Source organism: Mesorhizobium sp. M4B.F.Ca.ET.017.02.2.1 (assembly GCF_003998955.1).
Classification (GTDB): domain Bacteria; phylum Pseudomonadota; class Alphaproteobacteria; order Rhizobiales; family Rhizobiaceae; genus Mesorhizobium; species Mesorhizobium abyssinicae.
Map to the genome: position 1 here is coordinate 1 of NZ_RZOF01000080.1, position 19,737 is coordinate 19,737.

The window sequence follows — 19,737 nt, forward strand, 5'->3', positions numbered from 1 at the left end:
GCCCTGGTATGACGGCGCGCCGCTGGAAATGCCCTTCATCTACGTCGCCGGCATGTGGATGGCGGTGTTTTCCTCGATCGCCTTCACCGCCATCTACGCCTTCCGCGTCGCCGAGGAGGCGCGCCTGCTCGCCAACGCGCTCGCCGCCACCGAGCTGGTGCTGCAGCGCGAGCAGCATCTGTCGGCGCTGGACGGGCTCGCCGCCGCCGCTGCGCACGAGCTCGGCACGCCGCTCGCCACCATCACGCTGGTCGCCAAGGAGATGGAGAAGGCGCTCGGCAAGGATCAGAAATTCGGCGAGGACGTGAAACTGCTGCGCTCGCAGAGCGAGCGCTGTCGCGAGATCCTGAAGCGGCTAACCAGCCTTTCGTCCGAAGGCGAAGCGCATCTGTCGCGCTTGCCGCTGACCTCGCTGGTCGAAGAGGTGACTGCGCCGCATCGCGATTTCGGCATCTCGATCAAGCTGCGGCCGGGCGAGCGCATCGGCCCCGAGCCGGTCGGGCGGCGCAACCCCGGCGTCATCTACGGCCTGGGCAACCTGGTCGAGAACGCCGTCGATTTCGCCCGCAAGACCGTCACCGTCAGCTGGAGCTGGGACGATGCCGACGTCGTCTTCTCGATAACCGACGATGGGCCGGGCTTCCCGCCGGAGATCATCGACCGCATCGGCGAGCCCTATATGTCGACGCGCCAGGGCACCGAGGCCGGCGGCGGCCTCGGCCTTGGCCTGTTCATCGCCAAGACCTTGCTGGAGCGCTCCGGCGCCACGCTTGATTTCCGCAATTCGAGCGGGCTGGGCGAGGGCGCGGTGGTGCAGATATCCTGGCCGCGCGGCGTCTTTCTCAACCCCGAATCGTCCTCCAGCATGTTCGATACCGCCTGAAACCCGGCTTTAACCTGCATCGTGGCCTCATCGGTGCCCGTTGCAGGTGCGAAAAATTGGACAATAGTGGCGCGGAACTGTATCTGCGTAAGCTTAAGTCAGCAGGAATTCTGGACACCATGAGTGGAGACGAAACGACTGGCGCAATGGTTGAGGGCGAGGACACCTCGCTGCTGATCGTCGACGACGACAAGCCGTTCCTGACCCGGCTTGCCCGCGCCATGGAAACCAGGGGCTTCGCTGTCGATACCGCCGACAGCGTCGAGGAGGCGGTGGCCAAGGCGCGCGCCCATCCGCCGGCCTACGCCGTGGTCGACATGCGGCTCGGCGACGGCAACGGGCTCGACGTCATCGCCGCCATTCGCGAGAAGCGCGACGACGCCCGCGCCGTCATCCTCACCGGCTATGGCAACATCGCCACCGCGGTGACCGCCGTGAAGCTTGGCGCCATCGACTATCTTTCCAAGCCGGCCGACGCCGACGACGTCTTCGCCGCGCTCACCCGCACCTCCGGCGAACGCGCCGCGCCGCCGGAAAATCCGATGTCGGCCGACCGCGTGCGCTGGGAGCACATCCAGCGCGTCTACGAAATGTGCGACCGCAACGTCTCGGAAACCGCGCGCCGGCTGAACATGCACCGCCGCACCCTGCAGCGGATCCTCGCCAAGCGCGCGCCACGGTGACTGGGAGTCCCGGACAGAGCCAGGGCAACAGCGCCGGAGTTTCCAACTTTTGGTGCAGGCTGCCAATTCTCGAAAGTTGGTGCTGCCCCTCACCTGCCTGCCGGCATCCTCTCCCCGTATAGTGACGGGGAGAGGGGCGCTCTCATCCCCGATTTCGCCAATCTTCGGCGTTGCAGAATGCGCGCCAAGGCTGCGGCCAGCCCCTTCTCCCCGTCTCTATACGGGGAGAAGTGCCCGGCAGGGCGATGAGGGGCAGCGCCGGCGTTCGGAAAGGAGATGGGGCTTTGAAGCCGAACCCGTTTGCCGGATCGATGCTTGCCCGGTCCTTGAAGTTTGCGCATCATCGCGCGGTGGACAGTTGCATGAGGGAGGGCGACGTGCAGGATTTGGAGCAGCGGCCGAAATCCATCCTGCGCGAATTCCTCGACGGCGAGGCGGCCGGCGGCATCATCCTGATGGCGACGGCGGCGCTTGCCCTCATCGTCGCCAACTCGCCGCTCGCCGAAGCCTATTTCGCTCTCCTCCATGCCTATCTCGGGCCGCTCAGCGTCTCGCACTGGATCAATGACGGGCTGATGGCGGTGTTCTTTCTCCTGGTCGGCCTGGAGATCAAGCGCGAGATGCTGGACGGCCAGCTCTCGACCTGGCCGCGCCGCGTGCTGCCTGGTATCGCCGCTGCCGGCGGCATGGTGGTTCCGGCGCTGGTCTATGTCTTGATCAACCGCGACAATCCGGCCGCGCTCTCCGGCTGGGCGATCCCGACAGCCACCGACATCGCCTTCGCGCTCGGCGTTCTCTCGCTGCTCGGCAATCGCGTGCCGGCCTCGCTGAAAATCTTCCTCACCGCGCTCGCCATCATCGACGATCTCGGCGCCGTCATCATCATTGCGCTGTTCTACACAAGCGGTCTTTCGCTCGCCTATCTCGGCGCCGCCTTCGCGGTCATCGCCGCGCTCGTCGCGCTCAACCGCATGCGGGTGATGAACCTGATCCCCTATCTCGTGCTCGGCGCCGTGCTCTGGGTGCTGGTGCTGAAATCGGGCGTGCACGCGACGCTCGCCGGCGTGGCGCTGGCGCTCACCGTCCCGCTCGAGCCCGCCGCCGGCATCGGCGACGATATCGAACATTCGCCGCTGCACAAGCTGGAGCACGGCCTGCACAGACTGGTGCCTTTCATCGTTATCCCGATCTTCGGCTTCGCCAATGCCGGCGTCTCGCTCGCTGGCCTCAGCATGGCCGCCCTCGTCGAGCCGCTGACATTGGGCGTCGCCGCCGGCCTGGTGCTGGGCAAGCTGGTCGGCGTGTTCGGCTCCTCGGCGCTCGCCATCCGGCTCGGCCTCGCCGATTTGCCGGCCAATGCCGGCTGGTTGCACATGATCGGCATATCGCTGCTGTGCGGCATCGGCTTCACCATGAGCCTGTTCATCGGCCTGCTCGCCTTCGCCAGCGATGTGGCGCTGCAAGACGCGGTCAAGGTCGGCATCCTCGCCGGCTCGCTGGTCGCCGCGCTGCTCGGCGCGGCAATGCTGGTCATGGCGCCGGCCGCGGGTGTGGAGGAGGAAATCGAATAGCGCTTCGGGCTCCCGCCAACAGATGGGAAATTTCCAGCGTCGCGCTGCCCCTCATTGCCCTGCCGGGCATTTCTCCCCGTGAACGGGGAGAAAGAGGCTTGGGACCACGTCGGCGCTCAACTCCCGCCGCGCTGGTGATTGGCGAAATCCTGCGCGACGACGCCCCTTCTCCCCGTTCACGGGGAGAAGATGCCGGCAGGCAGATGAGGGGTGGCGCAAACGGTGGAAATTCATAGCAAGCGTAAGCGGCCGCTACTCGCTCTCGCCGTCCAGCGCCGGCACCGAAACGCCGGCAAGCTCCGCCGCCAAAAGCCGCGCCGCGCCGGCGCGGGCGATCCGCAGCATCAGCGCCTTGCGCGTTGCCGCCGCCATCCGGTGCTCCGGCGCCTCGCGCAGGATCTCGGCGCCATAGCCGTCGGAGAGGATGAAGCCGCATTCCTGCGGAAAGATCTCCGAGGGCACACCGGGATGGGTAGCGAAGAAGAAGCGGTCGGAATGCAGCCGATAGTCCGGCCATTTGCGGTCGACGCGGAAATCCTCGATCGAGGATTTGATCTCGATGATCCAGATATCGCCCTGGCGGGTCAGCGCGACGAGGTCGGCGCGCCGGCCGGTTGCGAGGGACAGTTCCGGCAGCACATGCGCGCCCATTGCGGCAAGCAGCCGCTGCACCCCGCGCCGCACCAGCATGGCGCGCTCCGACTGGCGACCGTCGATCAAGGGGTTAAGGGGAATCGGTGAGATGATGGGCATGGCCGGCACCATGCCAGATTTTGTTCACGGTTTGAACCCGTCTTTAAGGGGCGATTATATATTTGACAAACCCGTCGCCTGATACGAGGTGCGCTGATATGAAAAGCGCATGAAACCCAGTAAGTATATGATGCGAGCCGTTATGGTCGCTTTGGAGCTTGCCCTAGTCTGGGTGGTTGCCCAATCCCTTTGGACGGGCAGGATTCCTCTCAAGGATCACCCCGTAGAGCGAGCACTTGACCCATTTACTTACTGGGTCGAGTTGGCCGTGATCACTTTCGCCATCATAACCCTGCCGCTCTGGATGCTCTACCGCGAGCGGCAGGAGCGCTAGGCCATGAGTTGGTTTGCTTTGGCAGTCGTCATTCTCGGCATCGGTATCCCGGCCATTCTGGCTGCGGTCTACTATTGGACAGATCTCGAAACCCGTAAGGGACGTGGGTGGAATTGGCTGCGAGGCAAGGGCTTTTAGCGCGCCGGCCCTGTCCCGTTCCACCGGATGAATCGGGCTTTACTCCGCCGCAACCTCATCCGCGCCGCGACCGGGAAGCGTCGACACCTTTGGCGACTGTATGTTCGACAGACTCATTGGAGGATCCCGGACTCCGCTGATAAGAAAGCGCATGCGAGGAAGCTTTTTCGACATCATCAGATTGGCGACGGCACTGGCGCTGGGTCTAACCGTAGGCGCTTGCCAGCGCTATGAAGACAGGCAAGCCTCATTTGAGATTTGTCACGCTGAAATGACAAAGGCTTTTCGCACCAGAACCCCGGATACCCAATCACAAGAGGCTAGTTTTGTTCGGGGCTGCATGGCAGCACTCGGGTTTGAAGCAGCACTCGCACCGAGCAGTCTGTGCACCGAAATCGACCTGACGGAGAACCTGAACTGCTATGCAGGCAGCGACTAACCCCGTTACCAGGCTATAGGGGGCGCGCCATGCCCCATCTAGACATTAGCCATCGTTAATGGTTGTGTCCGGTTGCATTCGCCGCTGGTGATTGCAACAGGTGGCAACCTGGCCCGCGTCTTCCCCTCTAAGGAATGACGCGGGTTCACCGCCTTGCCGCAGCGGGCGATCCTGTCGTGGCTGCGGCGATCAGTTCGCCGTTTTGCTGTGCTCGCCGTCCACGGTCAAGCCCGCCATGTCGTCCAGGATCGGGCAGTCCGGGCGGTGGTCGCCGTGACAGGCGTGGACCAGCGTCTGCAAGGTGGCGCGCATCGATTGCAGCTCGCGCACCTTCTCCTCGATCGCCCTGACATGGGCGGCGGCGATTTCGCGCACGTCGTGGCTGGCGCGGTCGCGGTCCTGGTAGAGCGCCATCAGTTGGCGGCAGTCGTCGATGGAGAAGCCGAGATTGCGGGCGCGGCGCAGGAAGGCCAGCCGGTGGATATCGTCGCCAGAATAGTCGCGGTAGCCGTTCTCGGCCCGCGCCGGCCGGATCAGGCCGATCTCTTCGTAGTAGCGGATGGTCTTGGCCGGCAGGCCGGACCGCTCGGCGGCGTCTCCGACATTCATGGCGCTCTCCTCAATCCGGACCCCAGTCGGAGGCCCCATTGATTTTGCTTCACAATCCTGTGAGCCCTGTTGCCGAAAAGACGCAGTTGTGCATCTACCGGCAGGTAAGGTCCTGCATATAGGCATGGCGCGCTTGGCAAGCAAAAGAAATGCCAGCATGAATGATTTCAGGAAAAGCGGCCGACTCGTGCCGCGATCAACGGGCTGGGCATCGGACCTATTCATGCGCTTGAAGTCTCTTGCAATCGTCGCTGCTTTGGCGATGTCGACCGCGATCAGTGGTTGCAGCACCATCGGCGCGCGACTGTTCACCAACGACTATGGCGCGGTCACCGATGCGGGTTATCAGTTGCCGCGCATCCCGATCGAGAAGGTTCCGTCGCGCTTCCACCGACAGGAAGTGGAGTACGACACCAGGGAAAAGCCGGGCACGATCATCGTCGATACCCAGAACAAGTTCCTCTACTTCGTCGAGAGTGACGGGCTGGCGATCCGCTACGGCATCGGCGTCGGCCGTGAAGGCTTCGAGTGGCACGGCACAGCGCGCATCGCGCTGAAGCGCGAATGGCCGACCTGGACGCCGCCCTCGCAGATGATCAAGCGCCAGCCGGAACTCGCCAAATTCGCTGGCGGCATGGATCCGGGCCTGAAGAACCCGCTTGGCGCCCGCGCCATGTACCTGTTCAACAAGGGCGGCGACATGGGCTACCGCCTGCATGGCAGCCCGGAATGGAATTCGATCGGCAAGGCGATGTCGTCGGGCTGCATCCGGCTGATGAACCAGGACATCATCGACCTCTACAACCGCACCTCTGTCGGCGCCAAGGTCATCGTGATGTAGGGACCACGATCCCCGTATTCGGGGGTCATGGCTCACCTGAAAAGTTGAGTACGCGGACCGTCTAGGCAACAAATGGACGTCCCAAAACAGAAAACCGGGCAATTCGGCCCGGTTTTTTGTTGCCTGCTGACGGAAGAGCTTACGCTTAAGCGACCTGCTCGACCTGCTGCACCTCGGGGACGAAGTGACGAAGCAGGTTCTGGATGCCGTGCTTCAGCGTCGCCGTCGACGACGGGCAGCCGGCGCAGGCGCCCTTCATGTGCAGGAACACGGTGCCGTTCTCGAAGCCGCGGAAGGTGATGTCGCCGCCGTCCTGGGCAACCGCCGGGCGCACCCTGGTGTCGAGCAGCTCCTTGATGGTGACGACCAGTTCCTCGTCGGCCTTGTCGTAGAATTCGCCGGTCTCGCTGGTCTCGGCCGCCGGGCCGGCCTTGGTCATGACCGGCGCGCCAGACATGAAATGCTCCATGATGGCGCCGAGGATCGCCGGCTTCAAGTGCTGCCAGTCGGGACCGTCCTTGGTCACGGTGATGAAGTCGTAGCCGAAGAAGACGCCGGTGACGCCGGGGATCTCGAACAGCCGGCCGGCCAGCGGCGAGGCGCTCGCCGCACTGTCGGCGTCGCGGAAATCGGCGGTGCCTTCGCGCAGCACTTCCTTGCCAGGCAAAAACTTCAGCGTTGCCGGGTTCGGCGTCGATTCGGTCTGGATGAACATGGCGGTCTCCATGCCCGTTTCGGGCGGATAGTTTGGAATGGTTCTAAATAGGCGCTATCGGCGGGACATTCAAGCGAAACGCGTCGCCGCAACGGCTGGCTGGCGGAATGTTTTTGCCAAGCCTCCGGTACATGGGGCGAGGCGTGTCGGCCTGACCTGAATATCGGCACGCCTCAAGCGAGGCTGTCGATTTCCTCATCCGACAGATTCTGCGGCACCACGGTGACCGGGATGGGGAAGGCGGCCCCCCTGCCGGCCACGGCGCTGACCAGCGGCCCGGGGCCTTCCTTGCCGGCGCCCGCCGCCAGCACCAGGATGGCGATGTCCTGGTCTTCCTCGATCAGCTTATGGATCTCTTCGGTCGGCTTGCCCTCGCGCACCACCAGTTCCGGCTCGATGCCGAGCTTCTGGCGCACCTTGTTGGCGTAGGTATCGAGCGCGGCGCGCGCCGTGGCGTTCGCCTCCTCGCGCATGATCTTCTCGACCCCCAGCCAGTGCTGGAAATCGTCCGGCTCGATGACATAGAGCAGCACCAGCACGCCGCTGGTGCTCTGCGCCCGCTTCGAGGCATAGGCGACGGCGCGCTCGCATTCCGGCGTGTCGTCGATGATCGCCAGGAACTTGCGGCGGTGGCCAACTTCACGGCTGAGACGTTTGGAGACCATGTCTGTCTGCTCGGTATCAATTCGGCCGCAATCTGCCACCGCCAAGGACCGGCGGCAAGCCGCCGGCCTTCATGGCGGTAGCGATCGACGAGATTGGATCGATCAGTCCTGCAACAGGCCGATGATGTCGCGCACCGTCCGCATCGTCGATTCCGCCAGCGCGCCGGCGCGCTCGCCGCCGTCCTTCAGCACCGCATCGACATAGGCGCGGTCGCCCTCGATGCGGCGCATCTCGCCGGCGATCGGCGCCAGCTTCTCCACCGCGAGGTCGGCCAGCGCCGGCTTGAACACCGAGAACTGCTGGCCGCCGAACTCCTTCAGCACGTCGGCCTTCGAGATTTCGGCAAGCCCGGCATAGATGCCGACCAGGTTTTCCGCCTCGGGACGGCTGGCCAGCCCGTCGACCTCGCCCGGCAAGGCTTCGGGATCGGTCTTGGCCTTGCGGATCTTCTTCGAGATGGTGTCGGCATCGTCGGTCAGGTTGATGCGTGACAGGTCAGACGGGTCCGACTTGGACATCTTCTTCGACCCGTCGCGCAGGCTCATGATGCGCGCCGCCGGTCCGCCGATCACCGGTTCGGTGATCGGGAAATAGCCGTTCACCGTCTCCTCGCCGACCTGCATCTCGACGCCGACGCCAAGTGCGGCGATGCGGTCGGAGAAGTCATTGTTGAATTTCTGGGCGATGTCGCGGGTCAGCTCGAGGTGCTGCTTCTGGTCCTCGCCCACCGGCACATGGGTGGCGCGGTAGAGCAGGATGTCGGCGGCCATCAGGCTTGGATAGGCGAGAAGGCCGAGGGAGGCGTTCTCGCGGTCCTTGCCGGCCTTGTCCTTGAACTGCGTCATCTTGTTCATCCAGCCGATGCGCGCCACGCAATTGAAGATCCAGGCGAGCTCGGCGTGCTGCATCACCCGCGACTGGTTGAAGACGATGTGCTTCTTGGGGTCGATGCCGGAGGCGAGGAAGGCGGCGGTGATCGAGCGGGTCTGGTCGGCAAGGTCGTCATGGACGAGCTGCGCCGTCAGCGAATGCAGGTCGACGACGCAATAGATGCAGTCGGACTGGTCCTGCAGCGCGACGAATTTCTTGATGGCGCCGAGATAGTTGCCGAGATGCAGGTTGCCGGTCGGCTGGACGCCGGAAAAGACGAGTGGCTTGAAGGCTGACATTTTTTCCTCATTGGCTTGTGGAGGGCCGTTTCGCGCGCGGCGAAAGTCTTTCGACGGGCGCGCTTATGGACGAAGCCCGGCATCCGATCAAGAGGCACCCAACGTGCCGATTAACGGGCTATTGACATTGGCATGCGGTGGCTACATGTTTCAAGCTACACGAAAGAATGTAGTCATGACCATCAATATCAACAACAAGGAAGCCGACAGGCTAACCCGCGCCTTCGCCAAAGCTGAGGGCGTCGGCATCACCGAGGCCATCGTGATCGCCATGCGCGAAGCCCTCGAACGGCGGCGCAACCGCGAGACGCCGTTGGAGACGGCAGCCCGGCTGAGGGCCGAGTTTGGAATTGAGTTGGGCGAGCAGGCGCGCAGGCCGTTGCCCCGCTCGGTCTATGATGAACTGTCCGGCGAGGACTGATGTTCGTCGATGCAGCCGCTATCGTTGCGATGCTGAGCAATGAAGCTGAGGCCGAACGCTGCGCGCAGGCGGTCGTGGACGCCTCGGCTCCATTCACCTCCGCAATCGCTGTCTGGGAAGCCTCAATGGCCCTATCCCGGCCGGAAAAGCTGGCAATACCGGTTGCCAGAAGCGCTGAGATTGTGACCCGTTTTCTTGAAGAGCGCGCAATTGCCTTGCGCGAGCTGCCGCCGGCGCTGGACGCGGCATCGCTATCCATCGAGGCCGCGTCGCGGTTTCGCAACAACGCCATCCGACTGAACCTGGCGGACTGTTTCCACTACGCTTGCGCACGCCACTACGCCGTTCCGATGCTTTCCACGGCCGACGAATTCAGGCTCACGGATCTGGAGACTGTTCCGTAACCGGCGGCGCTGCCTTTGCCTCGCCGCGCTTCACATTCCTGCGGATCATGCCGAAATCGGCGCCGCCGGTCGCGAAGGCGGCGATGAAATAGAGCGCAGCACCCCCGGCGACCAGTGCAAGCACCGTCGTTGCTTTCACGACCAGCGGTGAGCCGGGTCCGATCTGCGTCGCAAAATGCCGCTCCGCGAAGTAAAGCGCGGTCGCCATGATCCCGGCGGACAGCACCAGCCTCGGAATGCGCTTCAACAGCGGGATGTCGCGGCCCCAATGGCCGCGCCGGATCAGCACGGCAAGCAGCATCAGTGCGTTGACCCAGCCGGCCACGGCCGACGCCACCGCGATGCCCGGCGCGCCCATCGACGGAAACAGCGACAGCGCGGTGGCGACATTCACGCCGACCGAGATGGCGGCGAACATCATCGGCGTGCGCGTGTCCTCGCGCGCGAAGTAGCCGGGGGTGAAGGCCTTGATCAGCACGAAGGCCGGCAGGCCGAGACCGAAGATCGCCAGGATCGAGGCCACGATCGGCGTCGAATGGTTGGCGGCGAAGGCGCCGCGCTCGTAGACCAGCCGCACGATCGGCTCCGACATCACCCACAACGCGGCCGCCGCCGGCAAGGTCATGAACAGCGTGAACTCGACCGAGCGGTTTTGCAGGTTGGCCGCCTCGATCAGGTTGCCCGACTTCAACGCCCGCGACAGTTCCGGCAACAGCACGATCGCCACCGCCACGCCGACGACGCCGAGCGGCAATTGGTAGATGCGGTCGGCATAGGCCAGAGAGGAAACGGCGCTGTCCTGCGCCGAGGCGATCGCCGTGCCGATCAGCTGGTTGATCTGGGTGATGCCGCCTGTGATCGCCGCCGGCAGCGCCAGGATCAACAGCCGCTTGACGCTCGGCGTCATCTTCGGCCTGCGGAAGCCGATCGAGATGCCGGCATGGCGCACCGCCACCCAGACGATGGCGAGTTGCACCACCCCCGCCGCCAGCACGCCCCAGGACAGGCCGAAGCCGACGTCGTGCGCATCCAGCCCATTGTACCAGGCGTATCCGAGCACGCCGATCAGGATGATGTTGAGGAAGACCGGCGCCACCGCCGCGGCGAAATAACGGCGCAGCGAATTCAGCATGCCGGCCATCATGGCGCCGAGCGACATGCAGATGAGATACGGGAACATGATGGTCGCAAGCGTGACCGTCGTCTCGAACTTGCCCGGCGTGTCGGCAAAGCCCGGCGCCACCAGGTAGCGCACGATCAGCGGCATCGCGAACTCCATTGCGATCGTCAACGCCAGCAGTGCCGTGAACAGCACGCCGAACACTTCCTCGGAGAAGCGCTTGGCGCCCTCGGTGCCATGCGTCTCGATCTCCTTGGCGAACAGCGGCACGAAGGCCGCGTTGAAGGCGCCCTCGGCGAACAGCCGGCGGAAGGTGTTGGGGAACTGGAAGGCGGCGTTGAAGGCGTCGGCGATCGGCCCGGTGCCCAGCGCCGCCGCCATCAGCATCTCGCGGCCGAAGCCGAGCGCGCGGCTCATCAGCGTGCCGGAGGCGACCGTGGCGAATTTCTTGACAAGGCTCATGCGCGGGGAGACTGCCTGTGCGATTGGGACAAAGTGATGGTCACTCGGCCGCCGCCCTGGCCTTGCCGCCGCGCTCCGGCGCGGTGCCGTCCAGGGTCTCGATCAGCCGCTTGTGGATGGTGGCCATGCGCGTCGGGCTGTCGATCTTCTGTCCCGTGAGGTCGGTGACATAGAAGGTATCGATGACCTTCTCGCCGAAGGTGGTGATGTGCGCCGATGCGATGTCGAGCGACAGATCGGACAGCGCCCCGGTGATCTCGGAGAGCAGGCCGGGCCGGTCGAGCCCCTCGATCTCGATCACCGAGAAGCGGTTCGACAGCGTGTTGCGGATCTCGGCGCGCGGCGGAATGCGGAAGACCTTGGCGCCGCGCTTGGGCTTGGTGCGCTTCTCGATCATTTCCGGCAGCCAGGTCTTGCCCGACAGCACGTCCTCGATCAGCCGGCCGACCCGTTCGGCGCGCCGGCGCTCGTCCTCGTCGAGGTCGAATTCCCTCGAAATCAGGATCGTGTCCAGCGCCCGGCCGTCCGAGGTGGTGAAGATCTGCGCATCGACGATGTTGCCGCCGGCGGCGGCGCACGCGCCGGCGATCACCGACAGCAGGCGTGGATGGTCCTGCGCCAGGACGGTGATCTCGGTCACCGCCTCGAACTCATGCGTCTTGACCATGGTCGCGAGCTTCTTGTCGGCGGCGTCCGCCTCGCGGACGAACTCGGCATGGCGCAGCTGGTCGGCGAGATCGACGGTCAGCAGGTAGTTCTCGTAGTGCTGGGCGACATAGCGCTTGCGCTCCTTTGCCGGCCAGTTGGCCAGCGCCTCGGCCAGCCGCTCGCGCGCCGCGGAAGTGCGCTCGGCGCGCGACACTTCGGAGAAGCCGCCGGTCAAGAGCAGCTCGGTTTCGTAATAGAGCGTGCGCAGCAACTGCCCCTTCCAGCCGTTCCAGACGCCCGGCCCGACACCCCTGATATCGCAGACGGTGAGGATCAACAGCAGCTTCAGCCGCTCGACCGACTGCACGATCGAGGCGAAATCCTCGATCGTCTTGCGGTCGTTGAGGTCGCGCGTCTGCGCCGTCATCGACATCACGAGATGGTTCTCGACCAGCCAGGCCACCGTCTCGGTGTCGGCGGCCGACAGCCCCATATGCGGGCAGATGCGCCGCGCGATGCGGGCGCCGGCTTCCGAATGATCCTCCGGCCGCCCCTTGGCGACGTCGTGCAGGAGCACGGCGACATAGAGCGCCTCGCGGCTCTTCTTCAGCCCCGGCATCAGCGAATGCGACAGCGGGTGCACCTTCTCGCCGTCGCCGCGCTCGATCTCGGCCAACACGCCGATGCAGCGGATGAGGTGCTCGTCCACCGTATAGTGGTGGTACATCGAGAACTGCATCATGGCGACGATCTTGCCGAAGTCCGGGATCAGCTTGCTCAGCAGCCCCGCCTCGTTCATGCGCCTGAGATTGAGCTCGGCGTAGCGGTCTGAGGTCAAAATGTCGAGGAACAGCCGGTTGGCCTCCTCGTCGCGCCTCAGCGCCTTGCCGATGAGGCCGAGCGAACGGGTGAGTAGCTTCAGCGCGTCGGGGTGGAACTCCAGCCCATGCTTGTCGGCGAACCAGAACAGCCTGAGCAGATTGACCGGGTCGCGCTCGAACACCATGTCGTCGGCGACGTTGATGCGGTGATTGTCAACGATGAAATCGGACGTGCCGGCCAGCTTGCGCTTGCGACGCTGGAAGGTGAGGAAGATGCGGTTGAAGCCAGGCACGTGCTTGGCCTGCTCTTCCTCGAGCGCGGCGCAGAAGATGCGGGTGAGGTCGCCGACATCCTTGGCGACGAGGAAGTAGTGCTTCATGAAGCGCTCGACCGCCGACAGGCCGGGATGGCTGGTGTAGCCGAGCCGCTCGGCGATCTCGCGCTGGATGTCGAAATGCAGCCGCTCCTCGGCCTTGCCGGTGAGGAAGTGCATGTGGCAGCGCACCGCCCAGAGAAAGTCCTCGGCCTTGAGGAATTCCCGGTATTCGGCCTCGGTGAAGACGGCCTTCTCGACCAGTTCCTCGCCGGTGCGCACCCGGTAGAAATATTTGCCGATCCAGAACAGGGTCTGCAGGTCGCGCAGCCCGCCCTTGCCGTCCTTGACGTTGGGTTCGACCAGATAGCGGCTTTCGCCGGCCTTGGCGTGGCGATCGTCGCGTTCGGCAAGCTTGGCCTGCACATATTCGGGCCCGGTGGTGCGCACCACCTCATGGTCGAAGCGCGTCAAAAGCTCGTCATAGAGCTTCTGTTCGCCCCACAGGAAGCGCGCCTCCAGGATCGAGGTGCGGATGGTGACGTCGGTGCGCGACAGCCTCAGGCACTCGTCGATGTTGCGCGTCGCATGGCCGACTTTCAGCCCGAGATCCCACAGCATGTAGAGCATGTATTCGACGATCTGCTCGCCCCAGGGCGTCTGCTTGTAGGGCAGCAGGAACAGAAGGTCGATGTCGGAGCCAGGCGCCAGCGTGCCGCGGCCGTAGCCGCCGACCGCCACCACCGCCATGCGCTCGGCCGCGGAGCGGTTCTTAACGCGATAGACGTGGGTCGCGGCGAAATCGTAGAGCGCCCGGATGATCTCGTCCATGAGATGCGACAGCCGGGCAGCGCAGGCGGTGCCGCCGCCATCCTCCCTCAGCATGGCTTCCGCGATCTTGCGGCCATCGGCCAGCCGAGCCTTGAGCAGCTGCAGAACGGCGCCGCGCGTCGCCTGACCGGAACCGTCGCCGGCATGGGCCGCGGTCAGCTTCGTCATGTCGCCGCGCAGCATCACGCCGTCGATCAGCTCGTCGAGTTTCAGGGAGATTTTTGCCATATGCTGAGGTCGGCCTCGCCTTTCGGGCGGCGTCTATAGCGCGTTTTCGCGGTGCTGGGTATGGGGAGCCCCTGTCACGACACCGCATGATCTGCCCTGCCTTTACCGTCCGACAATGCGCCTGGCGAGAAAAATTGCGGCCGACCCTTGACCTTCCAGTTACTGGAAGCCCTACCTCGGCCTCAGATCAAGACATCAGAGGCATTCCAGATGGCCCATTCCGACCATGAACACCACGCGCATACCGGCGGCTGCTGCTCCGCCAAGGCCGCCGCGCCTGTCGCGGAGGCGGTCGTTCGCGATCCGGTCTGCGGCATGACGGTCGATCCGGCCGCCGGCAAGCCGACGGCCGAGCATGGTGGCCACATCCGTCATTTCTGCAGCGAGGGCTGCCGCGCCAAATTCGTCGCCGAGCCGGAAAAATACCTGACCGCCACCGATCCGGTCTGCGGCATGAGCGTCGATCGCGCCAGCGCCAGGCACTTCGTCCGCCATGAGGGCCAGGGTTTCTATTTCTGCTCGGCCGGCTGCAAGGGCAAGTTCGAGGCCGCGCCGGCCCATTATCTCGGCGACCGGCCGGCACCACAGCCGATGCCGAAGGGCACGCAATACACCTGTCCGATGCATCCCGAGATCATCCGCGACAAGCCGGGCGCCTGCCCGATCTGCGGCATGGCGCTGGAGCCGATGGGCGTGCCGACCGGCGAGGAAGGGCCGAACCCCGAACTGGTCGATTTCACGCGGCGCTTCTGGGTCAGCGCGGTGCTGTCCCTGCCGCTGCTCGTCATCGCCATGGCGCCGATGCTCGGCCTAAGCTTCGACAGCCTCATCGACGACCGGACAAAGACATGGGCCGAGCTGGCGCTGGCGAGCCCGGTCGTGCTGTGGGCGGCCTTTCCCTTCTTCCATCGCGGCTGGGAGTCGATCCTCAACCGCAGTCCCAACATGTGGACGCTGATCTCGCTCGGCGTCGGCGCGGCCTATCTCTACAGCATCGCGGCCACGCTGTTCCCGGACATCTTCCCGCACCAGTTCCGCGGCCATGGCGGCGCCGTGCCGGTCTATTTCGAGGCCGCCGCCGTCATCGTCGCGCTGGTCTTCCTCGGCCAGGTGCTGGAGCTCAGGGCCCGCGAGCGCACCGGCTCGGCCATCCGCGCCTTGCTCGACCTAGCGCCGAAGACGGCGCGGCTGATCGGCGCTGATGGCTCCGAAAGCGACGTGCCGCTCGACACGGTCAAGGCCGGCGACCGGCTGCGCATCCGTCCCGGCGATGCCGTTCCGGTCGACGGTGTCGTGCTCGAGGGACGCTCGGCCATCGACGAATCGATGATCACCGGCGAGCCGCTGCCGGTCGAGAAGACCGGGGGCGACGTCCTGACCGGCGGCACGCTCAACAAGAACGGCTCGCTGGTCATGCGCGCCGAGCGCATCGGCGCCGAGACGACGCTGTCGCGCATCGTCGAACTGGTCGCCAAGGCGCAGCGCTCGCGGGCGCCGATCCAGGGCCTGGCCGACCGCGTTTCCTTCTATTTCGTGCCGGCCGTTGTGCTGGTCGCGCTCGCCGCTTTCGCCGCCTGGGCGATCCTCGGCCCACAGCCAAGCCTGATCTTCGCCATCGTCTCGGCGGTGTCGGTGCTGATCATCGCCTGTCCCTGCGCGCTGGGGTTGGCGACGCCGATGTCGATCATGACCGCGACCGGGCGCGGCGCCCATGCCGGCGTGCTGATCAAGGAGGCGGCAGCGCTCGAGCGCTTCGCTTCGGTCGATACGCTGATCGTCGACAAGACCGGCACTTTGACCGAGGGTCGGCCAAAGCTCACCGACGTCTTCGCCGCCGGGGGCATCGCGGAAAACGAACTGCTGGCGCTGGCCGCCGCGCTTGAGAAGGGTTCGGAGCATCCGCTCGCCGAGGCGATCGTCGAGGGCGCGGTCGAACGCGGCGTGACGGTCGCCGATGCCGGCGATTTCGAGGCGGTCACCGGCAAGGGTGTGTCCGGCACGGTGGCCGGCAGCAAGGTCGCGCTCGGCAATGCGGCGATGATGGCCGACCTCGGCGTCGACACGGTCTCGATTTCAGCGCAGGCGGACGCGCTGCGGGGCGAGGGCAAGACGGCGATGTTCGTCGCCGTCGGCGGCGTGCTCGCCGGCCTCGTCGCCGTCGCCGACCCGGTCAAGCCGACAACGGCTGCGGCGATCGGCGCGCTGCACGACAGCGGCTTGCGGATCATCATGGCGACTGGCGACAATGAGCGCACGGCGCGCGCCATCGCCGGCAAGCTTGGCATCGACGAGGTGCGCGCCGGCCTGCTGCCCGAGCAGAAGGGAGCGCTGGTCGAGGAACTGCGCGCCAAGGGCGCCGGCGTCGCCATGGCCGGCGACGGCGTCAACGACGCGCCGGCGCTGGCCGCCGCCGATGTCGGCATCGCTATGGGCACAGGCGCCGATGTCGCGGTCGAGAGCGCCGGCATCACCCTGGTCAAGGGCGACCTCAACGGCATCGTCAGGGCCCGTACGCTGGCCCGGGCGACGATCCGCAACATTCGCCAGAACCTGTTCTTCGCATTCCTCTACAACGTGCTCGGCGTGCCGATAGCTGCCGGCGTCCTCTATCCGCTCACCGGCACGCTTTTGTCGCCGATGCTGGCCGCGGCGGCGATGAGCCTGTCCTCGGTCTCGGTCATCGGCAACGCCTTGCGCCTCAGAACGTTGAAACTCTGAGCGAAGCCCCCAAATACGACAGTCCATCAACAGGAGATCATGGATGACCTTGGCCAAGAAGATTGTGCTGCTCTTGATGGCGGCCGGAATGCTGCTCGCCGTCTTCCTCGAAAGCGTTCCGGCGCAATCGCAGGAGATGAAGCACGACATGTCCGGCATGGCGATGGGCGCGGAGAGCCCATCGACCGCCGGCTACAAGGCGGCGATGGACAAGATGCATGCCGACATGATGGCAAATGTCTATTCCGGCAATCCGGATGTCGACTTCGTCCGCGGCATGATCCCGCATCATCAGGGCGCGATCGACATGGCCAAGGTGGAATTGGCCAACGGCAAGGACCCGGAAATCCGCAAGATGGCCGAAGCGGTCATCAAGGCGCAGGAGGCCGAGATCAAGGAGATGCGGGCCTGGCTCGCGGCCCATCAGGCGGACTAGATTTAGCACGCCGGAAGTCCGGGCGGGGCTTGGGACTGGATTTCTTGCTTCGCCTGTGATGCGATCCCGCCGTCAATGAGAGCCTGCCATGGCATCTACCGTCAGAACCACCACGCTGCCCTCGGGCGAACCCTTGCCTGTGCTCGGCCAGGGCACCTGGAAGATGGGCGAGGACGCCCGTCGCCGCGCCGACGAGGTGAAGGCCCTGCGGCTCGGGCTGGATCTCGGCATGACGCTGATCGATACCGCCGAAATGTATGCCAGCGGCGGCGCCGAGGAGGTGGTGGCCGAGGCGATTGCCGGGCGCCGCGACGAGACCTTCCTGGTCTCGAAGGTGCTGCCCTCCAACGCCTCGCGCGCCGGCGTCCGGCGGGCCTGCGAGAACAGCCTCAAGCGCCTCGCCACCGACCGCATCGACCTCTATCTGCTGCACTGGCCGGGCAGCGTGCCGCTGACCGAGACCGTCGAGGCCTTCGAGGCACTGAAGGCGGCCGGCAAGATCCGCCATTGGGGCGTCAGCAATTTCGACACGGATGAGATGGAGGAACTGGTCGGCCTGCGGGACGGCGGCAACGTCCAGACCAACCAGGTGCTCTACAATCTCTCGCGCCGTGGCCCTGAGTTCGATCTCGCGCCCTGGAGCCGAGAGCGCGGCATTCCGCTGATGGCCTATTCGCCGGTCGAGCAGGGCGCGCTGGCGCGCAATGCCAGGCTGGAAGCCATCGCCGCCCGCCACAACGTGACGGCCGCGCAGATCGCCCTCGCCTGGGTGATGGCACAGGAAGGCGTCATCGCCATTCCGAAGGCTAGTCGGCAGGAGCATGTTCGCCAGAACGCCTCCGCGCTTGATATCAAGCTGACGCCCGAGGATTTCGCCGATCTCGACCGCGCCTTCCCGCCGCCGACGCGCAAGCGCGGGCTGGAGATGATTTGAGCGAAATCTGCATTCGCAATCGTGGTAAAGAGAGCAAGCGTTGGAACGAATCTCAGCCGGGCCGCATCACACGACGTACAAGATCGGGGGCATTAGCGTCACGTCGTTGCGCGACGGCTATGTCGACATGCCGATCCGCCGACTGCGCCATCCGGGAGACGAGCCCTTTGGCGACGATCTCCCGTCGCAGGTGCCGCTCTTCGACGGCGCGCTGAGATTGTCGGTCAATGCCTTTGCGATCGACGACGGCCAAGACGTCATGCTGATCGACACGGGGTCCTCGAACGCCTGGCACCCGACGATGGGGCTTCTTCCGCAGGCGCTGAGCGAGGCGAGGATCGCCATTGGCCGAGTTCGGACGGTCGCTTTCACCCACACCCATCTCGATCATATCCACGGGATCGTCCGTCCGGATGGCCGGGACAGTTTCCCGCAACTCACCCGCCTGCTCGTGCCTCGAGCCGAGCTCGACATGTTCCGGTCGGTAGCGAGGTTGAGCGGCTTCCATGATCGAGCAGAACCTTTGGACCCCGGGCAGCGCCTGAGCGCGAATGTCGAGGCGGTCGCGGCGCCAGGCCACGAAATTGGTCACACATGTTTTCGTGTCACGAGCGACGGCGGAACATTGTTGGTTTGGGGCGACCTCGTGCATGTGCCGTCGCTTCAGTTCGATCGGCCGGAGGTCGCATGGGAATTCGACGCCGACCAGGCGCAGGCGCGGGCGAGCCGGCTGCATATCTTTGCCCTTGCCGCCGACAATGCCTGGTGCGTGGCGGGAGCGCATCTCGATTCACCGGGCGTCGGTCGGATTTTTCGAACCGAGACAGCCTTCCGCTTCGAGCCTTTGTAGGGGTTCCGGCTAGATCTTGGCCGGAGGCTCAAGCCGCATGCGCACTCGCCGCAATGCCCTTGAAAATATATCGAGGTCGTTGGCGGCGCGGGCAAGCGTGAGCGCACCCTGGATGACGGCGACTGCTTCCTCGGCCAGCTCGCTGGCCTCGCCCGGTCGATACCCGGATCGCGTCAGCGCTTCGGCGAGACGCGCGACCCAGCGGCCGAAATAGTCCCTTATTTGGCCGGAAAACAGGTCGCGCGAATCATCCAGCGCGAAGGCGCCGATGAGGCAAACCCGGCGCCCCGAGCGGAAGAAGCTGTCCGTCGCCTCGAACATGTGCTCGATCCCGGCCCGCGGATCGGCGTTGTCGCGCAAAGGCGCAAAGACATTGTCCTCGAACCAGCCGTCGATATGGGCAATGACGGCTCTCGCCATCTCCTCCTTGCCGCCGGGAAAGAAGTGATAGAGGCTGCCCTTACCCAATCCCGTCGCCGCGCCGATCAGCGCCAGGCTCGCCCCTTCATAGCCGTGCTCGCGAAAGACCTCGCCGATGATGGAGGGCAGATCGGCGCGCTCGGGCGCGATCCTGCGCATAGGCGCCTTACAAGCCAAGTTCGGTCAGGCCCGGATGATCGTCGGGCCGGCGGCCGAGCGGCCAGTGATATTTGCGCTCGGCCTCGGCGATTGGCAGGTCATTGATGCTGGCGACGCGCCGGCGCATCAGCCCGGCCGCGTCGAACTCCCAATTCTCATTGCCGTAGGAG

The 19,737-nt window shown here is 65.1% G+C and carries 20 protein-coding genes; 11 read left to right on the forward strand and 9 right to left on the reverse strand.

Translation table 11 applies throughout. The features are described 5' to 3' along the window. The 3 genes from EN738_RS12630 to nhaA form a co-directional block, all read left to right on the forward strand. On the forward strand, positions 1-883 hold an 883-nt coding region (locus tag EN738_RS12630; protein ID WP_145966846.1), incomplete at its 5' end, for an ActS/PrrB/RegB family redox-sensitive histidine kinase. A gap of 119 nt (positions 884-1,002) precedes the next feature. Then, positions 1,003-1,566 (forward strand): ActR/PrrA/RegA family redox response regulator transcription factor, encoded by a 564-nt coding sequence (locus tag EN738_RS12635; RefSeq protein WP_127283968.1) that lies wholly within the window; start codon positions 1,003-1,005, stop codon positions 1,564-1,566. A 377-nt stretch (positions 1,567-1,943) separates the two neighbouring features. After that, positions 1,944-3,137 carry a Na+/H+ antiporter NhaA gene (gene nhaA / locus EN738_RS12640; protein WP_127283986.1) on the forward strand — a complete coding sequence of 398 codons (1,194 nt, stop codon included), beginning with the start codon at positions 1,944-1,946 and terminating at the stop codon, positions 3,135-3,137. Positions 3,138-3,389: 252 nt separating this feature from the next. On the opposite strand, the gene EN738_RS12645 is transcribed toward nhaA, so the two are convergent. Beyond that, complete coding sequence (locus EN738_RS12645) at positions 3,390-3,890, reverse strand: MmcB family DNA repair protein (RefSeq protein ID WP_187331495.1); 501 nt, start codon at positions 3,888-3,890, stop codon at positions 3,390-3,392. Positions 3,891-4,462: 572 nt separating this feature from the next. On the opposite strand from EN738_RS12645, the gene EN738_RS12650 reads away from it, so the two are divergent. After that, entirely contained in the window at positions 4,463-4,801 is a 339-nt protein-coding gene (locus tag EN738_RS12650; protein WP_127283970.1) for a hypothetical protein, read from the forward strand. Between the two features lie 189 nt (positions 4,802-4,990). Here the strand turns inward: EN738_RS12650 and cueR are convergent, their stop codons facing one another. Beyond that, on the reverse strand, positions 4,991-5,410 hold the full coding sequence (cueR, locus tag EN738_RS12655; RefSeq protein ID WP_127283971.1) for a Cu(I)-responsive transcriptional regulator: 420 nt from the start codon (positions 5,408-5,410) through the stop codon (positions 4,991-4,993). Positions 5,411-5,633: 223 nt separating this feature from the next. Here cueR and EN738_RS12660 point away from each other — a divergent pair, with 223 nt between their 5' ends. Continuing rightward, a complete protein-coding gene (locus EN738_RS12660; RefSeq protein WP_127283972.1) occupies positions 5,634-6,251 on the forward strand; it encodes a L,D-transpeptidase in 618 nt (205 codons plus the stop codon). A gap of 145 nt (positions 6,252-6,396) precedes the next feature. Here EN738_RS12660 and EN738_RS12665 read toward each other — a convergent pair whose 3' ends face one another. The 3 genes from EN738_RS12665 to trpS form a co-directional block, all read right to left on the reverse strand. Beyond that, positions 6,397-6,966 carry a NifU family protein gene (locus tag EN738_RS12665; protein ID WP_127283973.1) on the reverse strand — a complete coding sequence of 190 codons (570 nt, stop codon included), beginning with the start codon at positions 6,964-6,966 and terminating at the stop codon, positions 6,397-6,399. 173 nt (positions 6,967-7,139) lie between these two features. Further along, the gene (locus tag EN738_RS12670; protein WP_127283974.1) at positions 7,140-7,631 is read right to left on the reverse strand and encodes a universal stress protein; all 492 of its coding nucleotides are present in this window, start codon (positions 7,629-7,631) and stop codon (positions 7,140-7,142) included. 102 nt (positions 7,632-7,733) lie between these two features. Further along, positions 7,734-8,801: a tryptophan--tRNA ligase gene (trpS, locus tag EN738_RS12675; protein ID WP_127283975.1), complete on the reverse strand. Its 1,068-nt coding sequence runs from the start codon at positions 8,799-8,801 to the stop codon at positions 7,734-7,736. 175 nt (positions 8,802-8,976) lie between these two features. Between trpS and EN738_RS12680 the strand changes: the two genes are divergently transcribed. Continuing rightward, positions 8,977-9,222, forward strand: coding sequence for a type II toxin-antitoxin system VapB family antitoxin (locus tag EN738_RS12680; RefSeq protein WP_127283976.1), 246 nt, complete (start codon positions 8,977-8,979; stop codon positions 9,220-9,222). Further along, complete coding sequence (locus EN738_RS12685) at positions 9,222-9,626, forward strand: type II toxin-antitoxin system VapC family toxin (RefSeq protein WP_127283977.1); 405 nt, start codon at positions 9,222-9,224, stop codon at positions 9,624-9,626. Before EN738_RS12680 ends, EN738_RS12685 begins: the two co-directional genes overlap by 1 nt. Here EN738_RS12685 and murJ read toward each other — a convergent pair. Beyond that, entirely contained in the window at positions 9,601-11,208 is a 1,608-nt protein-coding gene (gene murJ, locus EN738_RS12690) for a murein biosynthesis integral membrane protein MurJ (protein WP_127283978.1), read from the reverse strand. The two genes, EN738_RS12685 and murJ, sit on opposite strands and share 26 nt — an antisense overlap. 40 nt (positions 11,209-11,248) lie before the next feature. After that, positions 11,249-14,050 carry a [protein-PII] uridylyltransferase gene (locus EN738_RS12695; protein WP_127283979.1) on the reverse strand — a complete coding sequence of 934 codons (2,802 nt, stop codon included), beginning with the start codon at positions 14,048-14,050 and terminating at the stop codon, positions 11,249-11,251. A gap of 210 nt (positions 14,051-14,260) precedes the next feature. Between EN738_RS12695 and EN738_RS12700 the strand changes: the two genes are divergently transcribed. The 4 genes from EN738_RS12700 to EN738_RS12715 all read left to right on the forward strand — a co-directional run bounded on the left by EN738_RS12700 (position 14,261) and on the right by EN738_RS12715 (position 18,988). After that, positions 14,261-16,768: a heavy metal translocating P-type ATPase gene (locus tag EN738_RS12700; RefSeq protein WP_127283980.1), complete on the forward strand. Its 2,508-nt coding sequence runs from the start codon at positions 14,261-14,263 to the stop codon at positions 16,766-16,768. Between the two features lie 43 nt (positions 16,769-16,811). Then, positions 16,812-17,204, forward strand: coding sequence for a DUF305 domain-containing protein (locus EN738_RS12705; protein ID WP_127283981.1), 393 nt, complete (start codon positions 16,812-16,814; stop codon positions 17,202-17,204). An 88-nt stretch (positions 17,205-17,292) separates the two neighbouring features. Further along, complete coding sequence (locus EN738_RS12710) at positions 17,293-18,138, forward strand: aldo/keto reductase (RefSeq protein WP_127283982.1); 846 nt, start codon at positions 17,293-17,295, stop codon at positions 18,136-18,138. Positions 18,139-18,244: 106 nt separating this feature from the next. After that, on the forward strand, positions 18,245-18,988 hold the full coding sequence (locus EN738_RS12715; RefSeq protein WP_245494511.1) for an MBL fold metallo-hydrolase: 744 nt from the start codon (positions 18,245-18,247) through the stop codon (positions 18,986-18,988). Positions 18,989-18,997: 9 nt separating this feature from the next. Here the strand turns inward: EN738_RS12715 and EN738_RS12720 are convergent, their stop codons facing one another. Then, positions 18,998-19,567: a TetR/AcrR family transcriptional regulator gene (locus EN738_RS12720; protein ID WP_127283984.1), complete on the reverse strand. Its 570-nt coding sequence runs from the start codon at positions 19,565-19,567 to the stop codon at positions 18,998-19,000. Positions 19,568-19,574: 7 nt separating this feature from the next. Further along, positions 19,575-19,737 (reverse strand): DUF1348 family protein (locus EN738_RS12725; RefSeq protein WP_127283985.1); only part of this gene is annotated, 163 nt, incomplete at its 5' end.